We start from the raw sequence: 16,745 nt of genomic DNA on the forward strand, positions 1-16,745 counted from the left end.
CTTCGTCTTACTGAGGCGGGTTGCCGTGCTTGCGGGACGGCAGGTCGGCGTGCTTGGTGCGGAGCATCGCGAGGGCGCTCACCAGCACCTCGCGGGTCTCGGCGGGGTCGATGACGTCGTCCACGAGGCCTCGTTCGGCCGCGTAGTACGGGTGCATCAGCTCGGCCTTGTACTCCTTGACCATCCGGGCGCGCATGGCCTCGGGGTCCTCGGCGTCGGAGATCTGCTTGCGGAAGATGACGTTGGCCGCGCCCTCGGCGCCCATGACGGCGATCTCGTTGGTGGGCCAGGCGTAGGTGAGGTCGGCGCCGATGGACTGGGAGTCCATGACGATGTAGGCGCCGCCGTAGGCCTTGCGCAGGATCAGCGAGATGCGGGGCACGGTGGCGTTGCAGTAGGCGTAGAGCAACTTGGCGCCGTGGCGGATGATGCCGCCGTGCTCCTGGTCGACGCCCGGCAGGAAGCCGGGGACGTCCAGCAGCGTGACGATCGGGATGTTGAAGGCGTCGCAGAGCTGGACGAAGCGCGCGGCCTTCTCGGACGCGTGGATGTCGAGGACGCCGGCGAGGTGGCCGGGCTGGTTGGCGACGATGCCGACGACCTGGCCGTCCATCCGGGCGAGGGCGCAGATGATGTTGCGGGCCCAGCGCTCGTGGATCTCCAGGACGTCGCCTTCGTCGACGAGTTCCTCGATGACCTTGAGCATGTCGTACGGGCGGTTGCCGTCGGCCGGCACCAGGTCCAGGAGCACGTCGGAGCGGCGGTCGCGGGGGTCGTCGGTCTGGTGGACCGGCGGGTTCTCGCGGTTGTTGGAGGGGAGCATCGTGATGAGGTAGCGGACCTCGGAGATGCAGGTCTCCTCGTCGTCGTACGCGAAGTGCGCGACGCCCGAGGTCTCGGCGTGCACGTCGGCGCCGCCGAGGCCGTTCTGGGTGATCTCCTCGCCGGTCACCGCGCGGACCACGTCCGGGCCGGTGATGAACATCTGCGAGGTGTCCCGGACCATGAACACGAAGTCGGTGAGGGCCGGGGAGTAGGCGGCGCCGCCGGCGCAGGGGCCGAGCATGACCGAGATCTGCGGGATGACGCCCGAGGCCTTGGTGTTGCGCTGGAAGATGCCGCCGTAGCCGGCGAGGGCGGAGACGCCCTCCTGGATACGGGCGCCCGCGCCGTCGTTGAGGGAGACCAGCGGGGCTCCGGCCGCGATGGCCATGTCCATGATCTTGTGGATCTTCGTCGCGTGGGCCTCGCCCAGCGCGCCGCCGAAGATCCGGAAGTCGTGCGCGTAGACGAAGACCGTACGGCCCTCGACCGTGCCCCACCCCGTGATGACACCGTCGGTGTAGGGCTTCTTCGCCTCCAGGCCAAAGCCGGTGGCGCGGTGCCGCCGGAGCTGTTCGACCTCCTTGAAGGAACCCTCGTCGAGCAGCAGAGCGATGCGCTCACGGGCGGTCAGCTTGCCCTTGGCGTGCTGCGCCTCGGTGGCCCGGTCGCTCGGGCCGCGGCGGGCCTCTTCGCGCAGGGAGTGCAGCTCGGCCACGCGCCCGCGGGCGTCCGTCGGCTCGCTCGGGGTCTGGTCCACAACGGTCATGTACCGACCTTACGAAGTGACGGGGTCAAAACCCTCCGTTGGTTCCGCACAGTCTCGGGAGTCATCCGCTGTGAGGCCCGGACAGAACCGCCGAATGATGCAAGGACTCCACCAGCCGGGGCGGCCACCCTTTGTGGAGGTCCCACAAATCCGCGCGACACACTCCTGGAAGTTGAAATTTGAACGGAATGGGCATAGCGTCAATCTCGTTGAAAGTTAAACAACCCGGTGCGGCAGGTCCGCACCCCCAGCAAGGAGGAAGTCATGGGTCTCTTCACCCGCCGCAGCCAGGACACCGTCACCGCGGCCCCGGTCGCCGCCCTCCCGGTGGACCCGGCGCTCGCCGCCCTCACCGGTGACTACGTCATCGACCCCGCGCACAGCAGCATCGGCTTCACCGTCCGGCACGCGATGGTCACCAACGTCCGCGGCACGTTCGCCGACCACGAGGGCGGCCTGCACCTGGACGGCGCCGACCCCGGCCGCTCCACCGCCTCCATCGACGTGAAGATCGCCTCCGTCGACACCGGCATCGCCGACCGCGACGGCCACCTGCGCGGCGGCGACTTCTTCGACGCCGAGGCCTTCCCGCTGATGAGCTTTCGCTCCACCGGCGCCGCCCAGCTGGGCGGGGACGCGTACCGGATCACCGGCGACCTGACGATCAAGGACGTCACGCGGCCCCTCTCCATCGACCTGGAGTTCAACGGCTCCGCCACCGACGTCTACGGCAACGAGCGCGTCGGCTTCGAGGGCTCTGCCGAGATCCTGCGCTCCGACTGGGGTCTGACCTGGAACGCCGCCCTGGAGACCGGCGGCGTCATGGTCAGCGACAAGGTCAAGCTGACCTTCGACATCTCGGCCATCAAGCAGGCCTGACCCGCCGCGACAGGGAGCGGGGCCGGGAGAGGGCGACGGACGCGCGGCTCCGGGGGTGGCTAGAAGCCGCCCCCGCCGTCGAAGCCTCCGCCACCGTCGAAACCGCCACCGCCGCCGAAGTCCCCGCCGCCGAAGTCGGAGGGGTTGAAGTCGGCCCCGGAGACGTCGCCCCCGTCGTACCCGCCGCCCCCGCCGCCGAAGTCCGCGGCGTAGGCCGGGCTCGACATCATCGAACCGAGCATCGTGCCCATCAACAGGCCCGGCAGCATGCCGCCGCCGAAGTACCCGCCGGCCCAGGGACCGTACGCCGGACCCGCGTCGTAGTACGGGCGCGGCCCGCGCTCCGTGTCGACGGTGCGGACCGCGGGGTCCAGTCCGTCGCGCAGTCGCACGGCGTCCGCCTCGCAGACCGGCACGGTACGGGCGGCGCCGCCAGGCGGGGCCCAGTTCGCGTCCTGCGTGCTCGGCCCGTGGCGCGGGTCGAAGAAGCAGGGCGAGCGGCGCTCGGGCACCGGCCCGCCCTGCCGGCGCGCGTCCAGGCAGGCGAGCGCGTACCGCCCGTCCTCCAGCGCCCGGGTCACGCCCTGCACCTCGTCGGGGCGCTGGACCGAGGCCATGATCTGCTTGGCCTTCTCGTAGGAGTCCAGGCCCTGTTCGTAGTCCTTGCGCATGGCGTCGTCCGCGCCGGGCTCACCGGGGTGGAAGTCGAGCCGCTCCAGCTCCTCGCCGAAGGCCGTGATGTCCTCGTCGACGACCACGCCGAGGCGGGCGACGGCCTCGCGCCGCTCCTCTTCCTTCTTCTTCCGGTTGCGGCGGACCAGCGCGTAGGCGCCGCCACCGCCGACCACGGCCACCGCGCCGAGGGCGATCAGCCCGCCGACCGGGGCGCCGTCGTCCGCGGCCGCGCCGCCCCAGGAGGTGGGGGCGTTCCCCTTGACCTGGGTGAGGGCCTGGTCGACGAAGTCGTTCAGCTGGGTGTTCGCGTCCACCGGCCCGCCGACCTTCACGGACGAGGTGAGGTTCCGGACGGCGTTCCTCGGCATCACCCTCGGGTCGGCGCCGGCGTCGAAGCCCTCGCCGAGCCGGACGGCGTAGAGCCCGGTGATCCCGGTCTGGGCGCGGACGGCGGAGAGCAGGCCCCGCTCGGGGAAGGTCTCGCCCGCCGGGAGGACGGCGACGAAGACCGGCTTGCCGGCGTCCTCGATCTTCTTCGTCAGGGCGTCGGCCTGCGCCGGCGAGAGCTGGGCCCGCGCGCCGGGATCGACGTAGACCGGGCCCTTCTTGAGGGCCTCCCCGACGGCACTGACCCCGGTGGCGGCCGACGCCTGCGGGGCGACCACGAGGGCCGTCGCGGACAGGGCCAGCAGCAGACCGGAAAACGCGGAAACGAGCCTGGTCCTCATGGTCACGACGCTACCGGAATCGCCACTTTTGCGTGTGAGCGGGACATAAGTACCAGTCGGACGCATGGACCGGCCACGCGCGCCGGCGCCGCTCGGGTCCGGGGGGTCCGGACCCGAGGCGGGCGGGGCGGCTACTCGGCCGGCTCGATGCCCGCGCGCAGCAGCCCGTAGGTGAAGGCGTCCTCCAGGGCCTGCCAGGACGCGGCGATGACGTTCGTGCCGACGCCGACCGTGGACCATTCGCCGGCGCCGTCCGTCGTGGCGATCAGCACGCGCGTGGTGGAGTCCGTGCCGTGCTTGCCCTCCAGGATGCGGACCTTGTAGTCGATCAGCTCGAACTTGGCCAGCTGCGGGTAGAACGGCTCCAGCGCCACCCGCAGGGCCCGGTCCAGCGCGTTGACGGGGCCGTTGCCCTCCGCCGTCGCGACGATCCGCTCGCCCTTGGCCCACAGCTTGACCGTGGCCTCGTTGGCGTGGGTGCCGTCCGGGCGGTCCTCGACGATCGCCCGCCAGGACTCGATCCGGAAGTACTTGCGCGCCCGCCCCTCGGCCTCGGCCCGCAGCAGCAGCTCGAAGGAGGCGTCGGCGGCCTCGTAGGTGTAGCCCTGGAGCTCCCGCTCCTTGACCCGCTCCACGACCCGGGAGATCAGCGCGCGGTCGCCGCCGAGGTCGACACCGAGCTCCTTGCCCTTGAGTTCGATGGAGGCGCGACCGGCCATGTCGGAGACCAGCATCCGCATGGTGTTGCCGACCCGCTCGGGGTCGATGTGCTGGTAGAGGTCGGGGTCGACCTTGATGGCCGAGGCGTGCAGGCCCGCCTTGTGCGCGAAGGCGGAGACGCCGACGTACGGCTGGTGCGTGGACGGGGTGAGGTTGACGACCTCGGCGATGGCGTGCGAGATCCGGGTCATCTCGGCGAGCGCGCCCGCGGGGAGCACCGTGCGCCCGTACTTGATCTCCAGGGCGCCGACGACCGGGAAGAGGTTGGCGTTGCCGACGCGCTCCCCGTAACCGTTGGCGGTGCACTGGACGTGGGTGGCGCCCGCGTCGACGGCGGCCAGGGTGTTGGCGACGGCGCAGCCGGTGTCGTCCTGGGCGTGGATGCCCAGGCGGGCCCCGGTGTCGGCGAGGACGGTCGCGACGGTGGCGGACACCTGCGCGGGCAGCATGCCGCCGTTGGTGTCGCAGAGGATGACGACGTCGGCGCCCGCATCGTGGGCCGTGCGGACGACGGCCTTCGCGTACTCGGGGTTGGCGCGGTAGCCGTCGAAGAAGTGCTCGCAGTCGACGAAGATCCGGCGCCCCTGCTCGACGAGGTGGGAGACGGTGTCGCGGACCATCTCCAGGTTCTCGTCGAGGGTGGTGCGCAGCGCGAGTTCGACGTGCCGGTCGTGGGACTTGGCCACCAGGGTGATCACCGGGGCGCCGGATTCCAGCAGGGCCCGCACCTGGGGGTCGGCGGCGGCGGAGCCGCCGGCCCGGCGGGTGGCGCCGAAGGCCACGAGCCGGGCGTGCTTGAAGTCGATCTCGGCACGGGCGCGGGCGAAGAACTCGGTGTCGCGGGGGTTGGCACCGGGCCAGCCGCCCTCGATGAAGCCCACTCCGAAGTCGTCCAGGTGCCGCGCGATGGTCAGCTTGTCCGCGACCGTGAGGTTGATGCCCTCACGCTGGGCGCCGTCGCGCAGGGTCGTGTCGAAGACGTGGAAGCTGTCGTCGGGGCCCGCCGGCGCAGTCGGCTCGGTCGCCTCTGTCGTCGTCATGCTGGTCTGACTCCTGTCGGATGAGTGGTTCCGGAGACCGGGGATCCACTGCCCCCATCATCGCGCGCCGCCCGTTCCCGGCAGGAATGGAGCCGGGAAACGAAAAGACCCCTCGCGGATGCGAGAGGTCTGCGCGCGGGTCTGAGGCACTGTGGCCGCCGTCCCGTGGGGTTCTCCACGGCTCAACGGTCACTGCGGACCGGCGCGCTGCTGTCCATAATCATGAGCTGAGCAGGCACGTCCGCAGTGTGTCACAAGGGGCCGCGCGCGCGGACCCACGTCTCACGATACGAGCGCCTCGTCCAGGAACTCGGTGACGTGTTCGAGGATGTCGCCCCGCCCTATCCCGGGCAGGCCGACGGCGACCTGGATGCTGAACCCGTCGAGCAGGGCCCTGACGCGGGCGGCGAACCGGTCGGGGTCCACCGCGCGGAACTCGCCGCGCGAGACGCCCTCGGCGAGCAGCGCGACCAGGTCCCGGTGCCAGGCGCCCTCGATGGCGGCCTGCCGCTCGCGTTCGCGGGGGCCGGCGTTCTGCGAGCGGTTCCAGACTTCCAGCCACAGGGTCCAGTGCGGGTCCCGCGCGGCCTCGGGCACGTACAGGTCGACGTACGCCTGTACCCGCTCGCGCACCGGGCCGCGGCGGGACAGCAGGGCCCGCCGTTCGGCGCCGAGCGAGGCCTCGCTCCACTCCAGGGTCTGCAACAGGAGCTCGTCCTTGCTGCCGAAGTAGTAGAGGAGGTGGCCGCTGCTCATGCCCACCTGACGGCCGAGGCCGGCCATGGTGAGGCCCTCCAGGCCGCGTTCGGCGATCGTGGCCATGGCGGCGACGAGTACGTCCTCGCGCGGCGGCGCGTTCTTCCGCGCCGCCCGTACTCCACCCGCCACCATGGACCACTCCTCGAAACCGTTCGCCGCAGGTCAGACCTTCGGCTGCTGTTGGGTGATGCAGTGGATGCCGCCACCCCCGGCGAAAATCGTACGTGCGTCAACCAGTGTCACGGTCCGCTCGGGGAACAGACCCCGGAAGATCTCCGCGGCTTCCTCGTCGCGCGGGTCGTCGAAGGAGCAGAGCACCACGCCGTCGTTGCAGAGGTAGTGGTTGATGTACGAGTAGTCGACCCACTCGCCGTCCTCCTCCAACACGGTCGGCGCCGGGATCTCCACGACCTCCAGCAGCCGGCCCCGCGCGTCGGTGGACGCGCGCAGGAGGGCGGCGATGGTCTTGCAGCGCTCGTGGTCCGGGTGGGCCGGGTCGGGCTGGCTGTGGACCATGACCACGCCGGGGCGGGCGAAGGCGGCGACGATGTCCACGTGGCCCTGGGTGCCGTAGGTGCCGTAGTCGCCGGCCAGGCCGTAGGGCAGCCAGATCGCCTTGGTGGTGCCGAGGTGGGCGTGGATCTCCTCCTCGACCTGTCGGCGGTTCCAGTCGGGGTTGCGCCCCGCGCCGAGTTGCACGGTGTCGGTGAGCAGCACGGTGCCCTCGCCGTCCACGTGGATGGCGCCGCCCTCGTTGACCAGCGGGGTGCTGTAGGTGCGGGTGCCGACCAGGTCGGAGACGTGGCGGGCGATCTTCTCGTCGTGGCCCCAGCGGGCCCACTCCTGGGCGCCCCAGCCGTTGAAGGTCCAGTCCACGGCGGCGAGCGTGCCGGCGCCGTCGGTGACGAAGGTCGGGCCGATGTCCCGCATCCAGGCGTCGTCCAGTTCGCGCTCGACCAGCTCGACCTCGTCGCCGACGATCGCGCGGGCGCCCTGCGCGTCTCCCGGGGAGACGACGAGGGTCACGGGCTCGTACGCGCGGACCGCTCGGGCGACGGCTCCCCAGGCCTCGCGGGCCTCGGCGAGCTCCTTCTCGTCGGTGAAGGTCGGGTTGGGGCTGGGCCAGGCCATCCAGGTGCGCTCGTGGGGGGTCCACTCGGCGGGCATCCGGAAGCCGTGGGCGGCGGGCTTGTCGGCAGCGTCAGTCATGACAGGTCCTTACTGGCTTACAGGAAGTACAGGCGGTTGAGGGAGACCGATTCGGCCGCTTCGGAGCGCAGCGGTTCCCCGTCGAGGGAGACGAGGCCGCTGCGCGCGTCCACATCGACCGCGCCCACCCGGGAGTTGAGCAGGAGGTCGCGGGGGCCGATGCCGCGGGTGCCGCGAACGGCCACCCTGCGGCGCCGGGTCGGCATCTCGTCGGAGCCGAGCGCGGCGGCAGCCGCCGACACGAAGGCGACGGAGATGTCGGCCGCGGTGGCTCCGTACGATCCGAACTGCGGTCCGAGCACGAGCGGTTCGCAGGTGTCGGTGGCCGCATTGGGGTCGCCGGTGACGCCGTACGCGGGGAAGCCGGACTTGAGGACCAGTTGCGGTTTGGCGCCGAAGAACTGGGGGCGCCACAGCACGATGTCGGCGAGTTTGCCGACCTCGATGGAGCCGATCTCGTGGGCCAGGCCGTGGGCGATGGCCGGGTTGATGGTCAGCTTGGCCATGTAGCGCAGGACGCGGGCGTTGTCGTCGCCCTCGCCGTCGCCGTCGAGCGGGCCCAGTTCGCCCTTCATCTTCGCCGCCATGGCGAAGGTGCGCCGGATGGTCTCGCCCGCGCGGCCCATGCCCTGGGCGTCGGAGGAGGTGATGCCGATCGCGCCCAGGTCGTGCAGCACGTCCTCGGCGCCCATGGTGCCCGCCCGGATCCGGTCGCGGGCCATGGCGGCGTCGCCGGGGAGGTCGGGCTTGAGGTCGTGGACGGAGACGATCATGCCGTAGTGCTCGGCGACGGCGTCCCGGCCGAAGGGCAGGGTCGGGTTGGTGGAGGAGCCGATGACGTTGGGCACGCCGGCCATCTTGAGCACGTTGGGGACGTGTCCGCCGCCGCAGCCCTCGATGTGGAAGGCGTGGATGGTCCGACCGTCCAGGACGCGCAGGGTGTCCTCGACGGAGAGGCACTCGTTCAGGCCGTCGCTGTGCAGGGCGACCTGGACGTCGTACTCCTCGGCGACCCGCAGGGCGGTGTCCAGGGCGCGGGTGTGGGCGCCCATGTCCTCGTGGACCTTGAAGCCACTGGCGCCGCCCTCGGCGAGGGCCTCGACGAGCGGGGCGGCGTCCGAGGAGGAACCGCGGGCGAGGAAGCCGATGTTGACGGGCCAGGCGTCGAAGGCGTTGAAGGCGTGCTTGAGCGCCCAGGGGGAGTTGACGCCCACGCCCCAGACCGGGCCGAACTCCTGGCCGATGATCGTGGTGACGCCGGCGGCGAGCGAGGCCTCCATGATGCGCGGGGAGAGCAGGTGGACGTGGGTGTCCACGGCCCCGGCGGTGGCGATCATCCCCTCGCCGGACACGATCGAGGTGCCGGTGCCGACGACCACGTCCACCCCGTCGAGGGTGTCGGGGTTGCCGGCGCGGCCGATCGCGTGGATGCGGCCCTCGCGGATGCCGATGGAGACCTTGCGGATGCCGAGGACGGCGTCGATGACCAGCACGTTGCTGATGACGACGTCGCAGGTCTCGCGGACGGCGGCGGCCTTGAGGTGCAGGCCGTCGCGGGCGGTCTTGCCGAAGCCGGCCAGGAACTCGTCACCGGGCTGCTGGGCGTCGTGCTCGACGCGGACGGTCAGCCCGGAGTCGCCGAGGCGCACCCGGTCGCCGGCGCGGGGGCCGAAGACGGAGGCGTACTCGTGCGGGTCGATGTGGCGGCTGCCCGGCGCGCAGTGGTCGCTGTGCGGGGTCTGGCGGCTCATGCGGGGTCACCTTCCGGGCGGTCGTCGGCGCGGTCGTCGGCGGCGCGGTCGCCGGCGCCGGGCCCGGATGCGTCGGCCGGGGAGGTCGGGGCTGTCGGGGCGGCGGTCCCGGTGGTGGCGCCTAGGTAGCCGCAGGCGGCCGCGCGGCGCAGGGCCTCGTCCTTGGCGCCGGGCGCGTCGAGGGGGCCGTCGACCAGCCCGGCGAAGCCGATGGCGACGCGGGCCCCGCCGATGGGGACCAGCCCGACCTCGGCCCCGCCGTGCGGGTCGAACCGTACGGAGGAGCCCGCCGGCACGCACAGCCGCATGCCGTAGGCCTGGGCCCGGTCGAAGTCCAGGCGCGGGTTGGCCTCGAAGAAGTGGAAGTGGGAGGTCACGCTGATCGGCACGGCGGCGGTGTTGCGCACGTGCAGGTGGACCGTGGGCTCCGGCTGGGGGGCGCCGGGGCCGGGCACGATCGCGCCCGGGGCGTCGTCGCCGAGCGGGACGGCTCCCCGGATGGGGGCCGAGACCACCGCGAGGCGGGAGCCGTCGTCGAAGACGGCCTCGACGTGCACCTCGGTGACCACGTCGGCCACGCCGGGCAGCACGTCGTCGGGGCCCAGCACGCCGCGGGCCTCCTCGATGGCCTGCGCCAGCCGCTTGCCGTCGCGGGCGGCCTCGCAGACCGTGTCCGCGATCAGCGCGGTGGCCTCGGGGACGTTGAGCCGCAGGCCCCGGGCCCGTCGGGCCCTGGCCAGTTCCGCGGCGCTGCGGAGCAGCAGCCGGTCGCGCTCGGTTGGGGTCAGCCGCACGCCGATCCACCACCTTCGGAGTCGATGGGTTAGAGCATCACTCTAACTCTTCATTTCCCGGCAATGAAGCATTGACCTGAGACCAGGGCCTGGGTCACATTGAATGTCGCTCAAACCTTTGCGAACCACCCCCCGCCCTGCCAAGGGAGTTCCCCATGCCCATCGAACAGCGCGGAGTCGACACCATCCCGGAGGAGGAACGGACGAGCGGTCCCCGTGACCTGATGTCGATCCTCCTCGGCTCCAACCTCTGCCTCGGTGTGATCGTCTTCGGCTGGCTGCCCCCGTCCTTCGGTCTGGGGCTGTGGCCGTCGGTGACGGCCATCGTGACCGGCACCGTCGTCGGCATCGCCTTCACCGCCCCGCTGGCACTGGTCTCGCTGCGCACCGCGACCAACCTCTCCACGTCCAGCGGCGCCCAGTTCGGCGTGCGCGGTCGGCTGGTCGGGTCCGTGGTGGGCCTGCTGCTCTCCCTCGGCTACACGGCGCTGACCCTGTGGATCGGCGGCGACGTGATGGTCGGCGCCCTGTCCCGGCTCACCGGCCTGCCGGACACCGGGCTCTCGCGCGCCGTGATGTACGGCGTGCTGGCCGCCTGTACCGTCGTCGCGGCCGTGTTCGGCTACCGGCTGCTGCTGCGCATGAGCAAGATCCTGTCCGTCGGCATGGTGGTCCTGCTGGCCGTCGGCGTCTTCGCCTACGCCCCCGACTTCACCGCCGCCGCGCCGCCGGAGACCTCCTACCTCCTCGGCTCCTTCTGGCCGACCTGGCTGCTCGCCGCCGTCGCCGCCGGCCTCAGTGGTCCCGTCGCCTTCATCACCCTGCTGGGCGACTACACCCGCTACATCTCCCCCGCCCGACACGGCTCCCGCAAGGTGCTCGGGTCCACGGCGCTCGGCCTGCTGGTCGGCCTGCTGGTGCCGCAGCTCTTCGGCACCTACACCGCGCTCGCCGCGCGGGCCGGCGCCGAGTACGCCGGGCCGCTGGTCGACGCCTCGCCCTTCTGGTACCTGGTCCCGCTGCTGGTGGCCGCCGCCGCGGGGTCGGTCGGCAACGCCGGGCTGATGCTGTACTCCATGGGCCTCGACCTGGACGCGATCGTCCCCCGCGCCACCCGCACGACGGCCACCCTGGTCGCGGCCGGCGTGGCCACGGCCTTCGTGTTCGTCGGTTCCTTCGAGTGGGACGTCCAGTCCGCGATGACCTCGTTCGTGCTGCTGCTCACCGCCATCGGCACCCCGTGGGCCGTGATCACCCTGATCGGCTACGCGCGCTGTCGCGGCACGTACGACGCCGACGCCCTCCAGGTGTTCAACCGCCGTTCGGTGGGCGGGATCTACTGGTACCGGGGCGGTTGGAACCCGGCCGCCACCGCCTCGTGGGCGATCGGCGCGGGCGTCGGCCTGCTCGCCGTCACCACCCCCTTCTACGAGGGTCCGCTGTTGGCCCTGACGGGCGGCGTGGACTGTTCCTTCGTCCTGTCCGGACTGGCCGGCGGCCTCGCCTACACGGCCCTCACCGCCCGGAAGACGGCCGTCCCCGCACCGGCCGCCCCCGACACGGCCGAGGAGCCGGTCGCCGCGTAGCCCCCCGGTACGGCGAGAGGCCCGCACCCCCTGATCCGGGGTGCGGGCCTCTCGCCGTACTTCGTCGACGGCCTAGCCGAGCGGGTGCATCCAGCCGTGGTGGTCGGCGGAGCGGCCGGTCTGGAGGTCCAGCAGCGCCTTGCGGAGCTTCATGGTGACCTCGCCGGGCTCGCCGGTGCCCTGCGTCCAGTTGGCGCGCCCGGACTTGACCGAGCCGACCGGGGTGATGACGGCGGCGGTGCCGCAGGCGAACACCTCGGTGAGGGTGCCGTTCTCGTTGTCGCGCTTCCAGTCCTCGGTGGTGATGCGGCCCTCCTCGGCGGTGTAGCCGAGGTCGCGGGCGATCGTGAGGAGGGAGTCGCGGGTGATGCCGGGCAGCAGCGAACCGGTGAGCTCGGGGGTGACGATGCGGTCGCCGTACACGAAGTACAGGTTCATCCCGCCCATCTCCTCGATCCAGCGGTGCTCGACGGCGTCCAGCCAGACGACCTGGTCGCAGCCGTGCGAGGCGGCCTCGGCCTGGGCGACGAGGGAGGCCGCGTAGTTGCCGCCGGTCTTCGCCGCGCCGGTGCCGCCCTTGACCGCGCGCACGTACTCCTCGGAGAGCCAGACGGAGACGGGCTTGACGCCGCCGGGGAAGTACGCGCCGGCGGGCGAGGCGATGACCATGAAGAGGAACTCGTTGGCCGGGCGGACGCCCAGACCGACCTCGGAGGCGAACATGAACGGACGCAGGTACAGCGAGGCCTCGCCGGAGTCCGGGACCCAGGCGCGGTCCTGCGTGATGAGGGCGTCGCAGGCGGCGATGAACAGCTCGGAGGGCAGCTCCGGCATCGCCATGCGGCGGGCGGAGGCCCGGAAGCGGTCCGCGTTGGCCTCGGGGCGGAAGGTGGCGACGGTGCCGTCGGGCTGCTTGTAGGCCTTGAGGCCCTCGAAGATGGTCTGCGCGTAGTGCAGGGTCATGTTCGCCGGGTCCATCGACAGCGGCGCGTACGGGACCAGCTCGGCGTCGTGCCAGCCGCGACCCTCGGTCCACTTGATCGTCACCATGTGGTCGGTGAAGTGGCGGCCGAAGCCGGGGCTGGCCAGGATCGCCTCGCGCTCCGCGTCGGACAGCGGGTTCGAGGAGGGCTTGAGCTCGATCGTGGGCGTCGTCATGAGTGCTTGTCCTTCACCGGTTTTGTAGGGCGGACCGCGCTCACGGCGTACTAGGACGTCCGAGCATCCCCGCATTCCGCGGCCTCGCGTTCGATTATCGCGCGCAGGGAGGCTTCGGTGAAACAGGGAGTTTGCGGCCCAGGGGAGATGGTGACACCCGGGGCCGCACAGGAAAAGCCGCCGGGTGCGGTGGTCGCGACCCGGCGGCTTCCTGAGATGGGCTGCCGGGTCAGCCGGCTACTCGCGCGGCGAGGGCGTCGCCGATCGCCTCGGTGGTGCGGAAGGTGCCGTCCCGCTCGGCCAGATCGGCGGAGACGGCGTCCTCGATGCGGGCGGCCTCGGTCTCGTGGCCGAGGTGGCGCAGCAGGAGGGCAACCGACAGGATCGTCGCGGTCGGGTCCGCCTTGCCGGTACCCGCGATGTCCGGGGCCGAGCCGTGGACGGGCTCGAACATGGACGGGAAGGCGCCGGTCGGGTTGATGTTCCCGGAGGCGGCCAGGCCGATCCCGCCGGTGACGGCGGCGGCGAGGTCGGTGAGGATGTCACCGAAGAGGTTGTCCGTGACGATGACGTCGAACCGCTCGGGCTGCGTGACGAAGAAGATCGTCGCGGCGTCGACGTGCAGGTAGTCGGTGGTGACCTCGGGGTACTCCTGGCCGACCTTGTCGAAGATGTTCTTCCACAGGTGGCCCGCGTACACGAGGACGTTGTTCTTGTGGACCAGCGTCAGCTTCTTGCGCGGGCGGGCGTCGGCCCGCGCGTAGGCGTCCCGGACCACGCGCTCGACGCCGTACGCGGTGTTGAGGCTGACCTCGGTCGCCACCTCCGCGGGGGTGCCGGTGCGCAGCGAGCCGCCGTTGCCGGTGTACGGACCCTCGGTGCCCTCGCGGACCACGACGAAGTCGATCTCCGGGCGGCCGGCGAGCGGGGTGGCCGTGTTGGGGAAGAGCTTCGACGGGCGCAGGTTGACGAAGTGGTCGAAGGCGAAGCGGAGCTTCAGCAGCAGGCCGCGTTCCAGGACGCCCGACGGGACCGAGGGGTCGCCGATGGCGCCCAGCAGGATCGCGTCGTGGTGCCTCAGTGCTTCGAGTTCCGCGTCCGGCAGGGTCTCGCCGGTGCGGTGCCAGCGCCGCGCGCCGAGGTCGTACTCCTTGGTCTCCAGCTTCACATCCTGGGGCAGGACCGCGGTAAGGACCTTGAGGCCCTGAGCCACGACTTCCTGGCCGATGCCATCACCGGGGATCACTGCGAGATTGATGCTGGTCGACATGGGAAAACCGTACTCCGTGTCCCAGCCCTCAGACATATTGCGTCCACCATGTGGACGAGGATGAACGCGACATGTCCGGGGCCCGGGGTGTTCGAAGGGCCGCCCTCAAGGGGCGGCCGGGTGCTCAGTGGCCGGTCGAGCCGCCGTTGTCGCGGCGGTCCAGGGCGCGCTGGAGGGCGGCGGCGGCGTTCTTGCGGTCGGCCTCGGCCTGGGAGGAGTGGCGGACGCGGCGGGTCGCGGTGGTGTGACGGGTCATGGTGATCGACTCCTTGAGATCACGGCGTGGCGGGGCCACGGATGAGGGGTTCCTTCAAGGCGCCGGAAGAGGCGGGGAGCGGTGCGCCGCAGGGGTTGCCTGCCGGGGGCGCGCGCTCTCGACCGCCATTCGCCGGATCGGCGAGACGTTCGGCTCCTACAAAGCTAGGCCAGGTCCCGCTGTATGTCTCCGCAATTACTCGGACTTCCTACTATCTGAGACGCGGATCCCTCCGGAAGGCCCGTCGGACGGGCCGACCACAGGGTCCGTTTCAGCCCTTTTTCGCGCGGAGTTCCCTGATCAGCGCTCTGACGGCGAGGGTGGAGGCGGATTCCGCGGTCGTGACGTATCCCACGCGTCTCATGGGCCGTTCGGGGCCCAGATCGGTGATCTCGACCGCGTCCGTGGCCTCGCCCAGCGACAGTTTGGGCAGGATCGCCATCCCCAGCCCCCTGCCGACCATCGTGAGCACCATGGCGTCGTCCTCGGCCTTGAGGGTGGCCCGCGGGATCCAGTCCTGGGCCCGCCACCAGGCGCGGGTGTACGAGCCGCAGTTCTCGTCCCAGTCCAGCAGGGGCAGCGACCTCGGGTCCGGGTGGCCGGCGGGGTGGACCAGCGCGTACGCCTCCCGGACGAGCTCGCCGCTCAGGAGGTCGGGCCGTACGTCGATCCCCGGGCCCAGCGTGGCGATGCCGAGGTCGGCGCGCCCGGCCAGCACCTCCCCCGCCGTGCCCGCGCCGATCTCGCGCACCACCCGCACCTCGGGCCGGATGCCGGGGTGCAGCGCGGCCAGGCGCTCCAGCGCGGGCGGCAGCAGGTGCAGGGCCGCGCTGCGGAAGGCGGCGATGCGCAGCCTCCCCTCCGCGGCGCCCCGGCCGGCGCCGCGCGCCTCCGCGCCCAGTACCTCGTACAGCCGCAGGATGCGCCGGGCGAGGGCGACGGCGCGCTCCCCCGCCGGGGTGGGCGAGGCTCCCGCGCGCCCCCGCTCGAACAACACCGCGCCGACCTTGGTCTCGCTGCCGCGCACCGAGTGCGACACGGCGGACTGGCCGATCCCGAGGACGGCGGCCGCGGCGGAGAAGCCGCCGGTGTCGGCGACGGCGACCAGGACGCGCAGTTCCTGCGGGGCGAGTTCGGTCGAACCGGCGGCCATGGGGCTCCCACCTCGTCGTATGAGCGCCATTCATGGATGTGCGCCTTCCATGAGCGCAACCCCCTGCCCGGGCCGGGGATTCCTTCCTAGCGTGATCGCCATGACCACCGACACGGCGTTCGCCGTCCACCAGATCGCCCGCCCCACCGGCTTTCCCACCGCCGCCGCGTTCACGCTCGTGCGGAGCCCCGTCCCCGACCCCGCCCCCGGTACCGCCCTGGTGGAGAACCTGCTGCTCTCGGTGGACCCCTACCACCGGGGCCTGATGGACGGCGGCGAGGGCGGCTTCGAGTTGCACGCCCCGCTGGAGGGCCGCGCGGTGGGCCGGGTGCTGGCCTCCCGCGATCCCGGGCTGACCGAGGGCGACCTGGTCTTCCACCGCGCGGGCTGGCGCACGCACGCCCTCGTCACCCTCGGCGTGGACGGCGCCCGCGTCCTGCGCGGCCACGAGGGCGTGCCCCTGGAGGCGTACCTGGGCATCCTCGGCGGCACCGGACTGACCGCGTACGCCGCGCTCACCCGCACTGCGGCCCTGCGCGAGGGGGAGGACCTGTTCGTGTCCGCCGCGGCGGGCGGGGTCGGCACGGCGACCGGGCACATCGCCCGGCTGCTGGGCGCCCGCCGGATCGTGGGCAGCGCGGGCTCGCCCGCCAAGGTGCGCCGGCTCACCGAGGTGCTGGGCTTCGACGCGGCCTTCGACCGCCACGACGGCCCGATCGGCGAGCAGTTGGCGAAGGCGACCCCGGACGGGATCGACGTGTACGTGGACAACGTGGGCGGCGACCACCTGGAGGGCGCGATCGGCGCGCTGCGCGAGTACGGACGGATCGCGTGGGTCGGGGCGATCTCGATGTACAACGGCGACCGGGCGCCCGCCGCGCCCCGCAACCTCTTCGAGGTCGTACACAAGTCGCTACGCCTGGAAGGGGTATTGGTTCGTAATCACACCAATCTGCAGGAGGAGTTGGAGGACTTCCTGGTCCCTCATCTGCGCAGCGGCCGGGTGAGCACCGACACCACCGTTGTGCAGGGCATCGACCGGACGGTGGACGCCTTCCTGGGGGTGCTGCGCGGGGACAACCTGGGCAAGATGTTGGTCCGTCTCGGGGACTGATTCCGGCCACCCGGAAGTTCACCGAACTCTTACTGCACGGATGTAGACCTTTGGCGCGGGCC

Annotated in this window: 14 protein-coding genes; 3 read left to right on the forward strand and 11 right to left on the reverse strand. The window is 71.8% G+C overall.

Annotated elements, in window-relative coordinates; all coding sequences use genetic code 11:
• Positions 1-7 precede the first annotated feature (7 nt).
• Positions 8-1,591 (reverse strand): acyl-CoA carboxylase subunit beta, encoded by a 1,584-nt coding sequence (locus ACIRO3_RS00790; RefSeq protein ID WP_361771413.1) that lies wholly within the window; start codon positions 1,589-1,591, stop codon positions 8-10.
• Positions 1,592-1,855: 264 nt separating this feature from the next.
• Here ACIRO3_RS00790 and ACIRO3_RS00795 point away from each other — a divergent pair, with 264 nt between their 5' ends.
• A complete protein-coding gene (locus ACIRO3_RS00795) occupies positions 1,856-2,470 on the forward strand; it encodes a YceI family protein (protein WP_404131338.1) in 615 nt (204 codons plus the stop codon).
• Positions 2,471-2,529: 59 nt separating this feature from the next.
• On the opposite strand, the gene ACIRO3_RS00800 is transcribed toward ACIRO3_RS00795, so the two are convergent.
• The 6 genes from ACIRO3_RS00800 to ureA all read right to left on the reverse strand — a co-directional run bounded on the left by ACIRO3_RS00800 (position 2,530) and on the right by ureA (position 10,146).
• On the reverse strand, positions 2,530-3,873 hold the full coding sequence (locus tag ACIRO3_RS00800) for a hypothetical protein (protein WP_404131340.1): 1,344 nt from the start codon (positions 3,871-3,873) through the stop codon (positions 2,530-2,532).
• A 131-nt stretch (positions 3,874-4,004) separates the two neighbouring features.
• On the reverse strand, positions 4,005-5,633 hold the full coding sequence (cimA, locus tag ACIRO3_RS00805; protein ID WP_404131342.1) for a citramalate synthase: 1,629 nt from the start codon (positions 5,631-5,633) through the stop codon (positions 4,005-4,007).
• Positions 5,634-5,915: 282 nt separating this feature from the next.
• A complete protein-coding gene (locus tag ACIRO3_RS00810; RefSeq protein ID WP_361771409.1) occupies positions 5,916-6,524 on the reverse strand; it encodes a TetR/AcrR family transcriptional regulator in 609 nt (202 codons plus the stop codon).
• 30 nt (positions 6,525-6,554) lie between these two features.
• Entirely contained in the window at positions 6,555-7,601 is a 1,047-nt protein-coding gene (locus ACIRO3_RS00815; protein ID WP_404131344.1) for an agmatine/peptidylarginine deiminase, read from the reverse strand.
• Between the two features lie 17 nt (positions 7,602-7,618).
• Complete coding sequence (locus ACIRO3_RS00820) at positions 7,619-9,352, reverse strand: urease subunit alpha (protein WP_361771407.1); 1,734 nt, start codon at positions 9,350-9,352, stop codon at positions 7,619-7,621.
• On the reverse strand, positions 9,349-10,146 hold the full coding sequence (gene ureA / locus ACIRO3_RS00825) for an urease subunit gamma (RefSeq protein ID WP_404131346.1): 798 nt from the start codon (positions 10,144-10,146) through the stop codon (positions 9,349-9,351). Before ureA ends, ACIRO3_RS00820 begins: the two co-directional genes overlap by 4 nt.
• A gap of 155 nt (positions 10,147-10,301) precedes the next feature.
• Here ureA and ACIRO3_RS00830 point away from each other — a divergent pair, with 155 nt between their 5' ends.
• On the forward strand, positions 10,302-11,732 hold the full coding sequence (locus tag ACIRO3_RS00830) for a cytosine permease (protein WP_404131348.1): 1,431 nt from the start codon (positions 10,302-10,304) through the stop codon (positions 11,730-11,732).
• A gap of 72 nt (positions 11,733-11,804) precedes the next feature.
• Here ACIRO3_RS00830 and ACIRO3_RS00835 read toward each other — a convergent pair whose 3' ends face one another.
• From ACIRO3_RS00835 to ACIRO3_RS00850, 4 genes are all read right to left on the reverse strand, one after another.
• Complete coding sequence (locus ACIRO3_RS00835) at positions 11,805-12,890, reverse strand: branched-chain amino acid aminotransferase (protein WP_404131350.1); 1,086 nt, start codon at positions 12,888-12,890, stop codon at positions 11,805-11,807.
• Positions 12,891-13,119: 229 nt separating this feature from the next.
• Positions 13,120-14,160 carry a 3-isopropylmalate dehydrogenase gene (locus ACIRO3_RS00840; RefSeq protein ID WP_361771403.1) on the reverse strand — a complete coding sequence of 347 codons (1,041 nt, stop codon included), beginning with the start codon at positions 14,158-14,160 and terminating at the stop codon, positions 13,120-13,122.
• A gap of 124 nt (positions 14,161-14,284) precedes the next feature.
• The gene (locus ACIRO3_RS00845; RefSeq protein ID WP_361771402.1) at positions 14,285-14,416 is read right to left on the reverse strand and encodes a hypothetical protein; all 132 of its coding nucleotides are present in this window, start codon (positions 14,414-14,416) and stop codon (positions 14,285-14,287) included.
• Between the two features lie 271 nt (positions 14,417-14,687).
• Positions 14,688-15,569, reverse strand: coding sequence for a LysR family transcriptional regulator (locus ACIRO3_RS00850; RefSeq protein WP_404131353.1), 882 nt, complete (start codon positions 15,567-15,569; stop codon positions 14,688-14,690).
• Between the two features lie 100 nt (positions 15,570-15,669).
• Here ACIRO3_RS00850 and ACIRO3_RS00855 point away from each other — a divergent pair, with 100 nt between their 5' ends.
• The gene (locus tag ACIRO3_RS00855; protein WP_404131355.1) at positions 15,670-16,683 is read left to right on the forward strand and encodes an NADP-dependent oxidoreductase; all 1,014 of its coding nucleotides are present in this window, start codon (positions 15,670-15,672) and stop codon (positions 16,681-16,683) included.
• Positions 16,684-16,745 lie beyond the last annotated feature (62 nt).

It is taken from the genome of Streptomyces sp. NPDC102278 (genome assembly GCF_044766345.1).
Lineage (GTDB): Bacteria > Actinomycetota > Actinomycetes > Streptomycetales > Streptomycetaceae > Streptomyces.

Excerpts from the sequence above, each read along its gene's own strand:
- ACIRO3_RS00790 (WP_361771413.1), bottom strand. The coding sequence starts at position 1,591 with ATGACCGTTGTGGACCAGACCCCGAGCGAGCCGACGGACGCCCGCGGG.
- ACIRO3_RS00795 (WP_404131338.1), top strand. The coding sequence starts at position 1,856 with ATGGGTCTCTTCACCCGCCGCAGCCAGGACACCGTCACCGCGGCCCCG.
- ACIRO3_RS00800 (WP_404131340.1), bottom strand. The coding sequence starts at position 3,873 with ATGAGGACCAGGCTCGTTTCCGCGTTTTCCGGTCTGCTGCTGGCCCTG.
- cimA (WP_404131342.1), bottom strand. The coding sequence starts at position 5,633 with ATGACGACGACAGAGGCGACCGAGCCGACTGCGCCGGCGGGCCCCGAC.
- ACIRO3_RS00810 (WP_361771409.1), bottom strand. The coding sequence starts at position 6,524 with ATGGTGGCGGGTGGAGTACGGGCGGCGCGGAAGAACGCGCCGCCGCGC.
- ACIRO3_RS00815 (WP_404131344.1), bottom strand. The coding sequence starts at position 7,601 with ATGACTGACGCTGCCGACAAGCCCGCCGCCCACGGCTTCCGGATGCCC.
- ACIRO3_RS00820 (WP_361771407.1), bottom strand. The coding sequence starts at position 9,352 with ATGAGCCGCCAGACCCCGCACAGCGACCACTGCGCGCCGGGCAGCCGC.
- ACIRO3_RS00830 (WP_404131348.1), top strand. The coding sequence starts at position 10,302 with ATGCCCATCGAACAGCGCGGAGTCGACACCATCCCGGAGGAGGAACGG.
- ACIRO3_RS00835 (WP_404131350.1), bottom strand. The coding sequence starts at position 12,890 with ATGACGACGCCCACGATCGAGCTCAAGCCCTCCTCGAACCCGCTGTCC.
- ACIRO3_RS00840 (WP_361771403.1), bottom strand. The coding sequence starts at position 14,160 with ATGTCGACCAGCATCAATCTCGCAGTGATCCCCGGTGATGGCATCGGC.
- ACIRO3_RS00845 (WP_361771402.1), bottom strand. The coding sequence starts at position 14,416 with ATGACCCGTCACACCACCGCGACCCGCCGCGTCCGCCACTCCTCCCAG.
- ACIRO3_RS00850 (WP_404131353.1), bottom strand. The coding sequence starts at position 15,569 with ATGGCCGCCGGTTCGACCGAACTCGCCCCGCAGGAACTGCGCGTCCTG.
- ACIRO3_RS00855 (WP_404131355.1), top strand. The coding sequence starts at position 15,670 with ATGACCACCGACACGGCGTTCGCCGTCCACCAGATCGCCCGCCCCACC.